This is a genomic window from Deltaproteobacteria bacterium GWA2_45_12 (assembly GCA_001797365.1).
Lineage (GTDB): Bacteria > UBA10199 > UBA10199 > UBA10199 > UBA10199 > UBA10199.
Window position 1 is genome coordinate 1938 of sequence record MGPH01000047.1, and the last position, 889, is coordinate 2826.

General features: G+C 49.9%; 2 pseudogenes (both only partly in view). Both read right to left on the reverse strand.

Annotation, left to right across the window (positions count from 1 at the left end):
* Positions 1-889, reverse strand: a pseudogene (locus A2048_09280) (hypothetical protein); it runs 16 nt beyond the window's last position.
* A pseudogene (locus A2048_09285) lies at positions 874-889 on the reverse strand (hypothetical protein); it runs 1640 nt beyond the window's last position. The pseudogenes A2048_09280 and A2048_09285 overlap by 32 nt, the downstream one beginning before the upstream one ends.

Below are 889 nucleotides of genomic sequence, written 5' to 3' on the forward strand. Positions count from 1 at the left end.
TGGGTAAAGAAATTGTAAATTTCTACTTCGGGAGGATTGACCGAACCATACATTTGGCAGCTTAAAGCCTTCACGATCGGCAGAGCTTGGTCCGGATTTAAATGGAGCTCATTGAAAATAAGGGCTTGCATCTGGGCAAACTTGACTGCGGCTGCAGCTGGATTGGCCACAATATCCCTTTTTAATTGTTCGACACTTCCCAGGAGATTTTTAACCTGCTGATAAAACTCATCAGAAAGACCGCGAATTCTGAACAAATTGATATCCACTTTGTCATTGGCATCGGCAGGAAGCGCTTCTTCCACCAAACGGGGGCATTCATCTTCATTGGCCACGGGGGCTAACTGATATTCCGCGGGAAGTGCTTCGCACGCAGGAAAAGCCTGCCCGGCAGCTCCGTCATCGACAACACATCCATCGGGCTGCACGCCAGCGACATCGGGGCAATGGTCATCGGCATCCAGAACACCATCCCCATCTCCATCAGGCGCCGGGCCTGGAGGGGGCTGATTGTCAGCAGGACAACCGTTTATCGGGCCGGCAACACCGGGGCAATTATCGAAAATATCTTCCGCATTGTCTCCGTCGGCATCATTGTCACAAACGTCCCCGAAACCATCTCCATCAGCATCTCCTTGATTGGCATTCTGAACAGCAAAACAATTATCTAGTCTGTCAACGATCCCATCACCATCAAAGTCTTTTTCACACACGGAAGGAACACCAACACAAATAAATCCTGGTTCAATACGGCAGACATCATTGCATCCGTCAAATTTATTTTGATTCCCATCGTCACACCCTTCATTGGGATCCATCGCTCCATTCCCGCAGAGTTCCGGTGCCGGTTGTCCGCCGCCCTGCCCGTTTGGATCACATTGATTTCCAA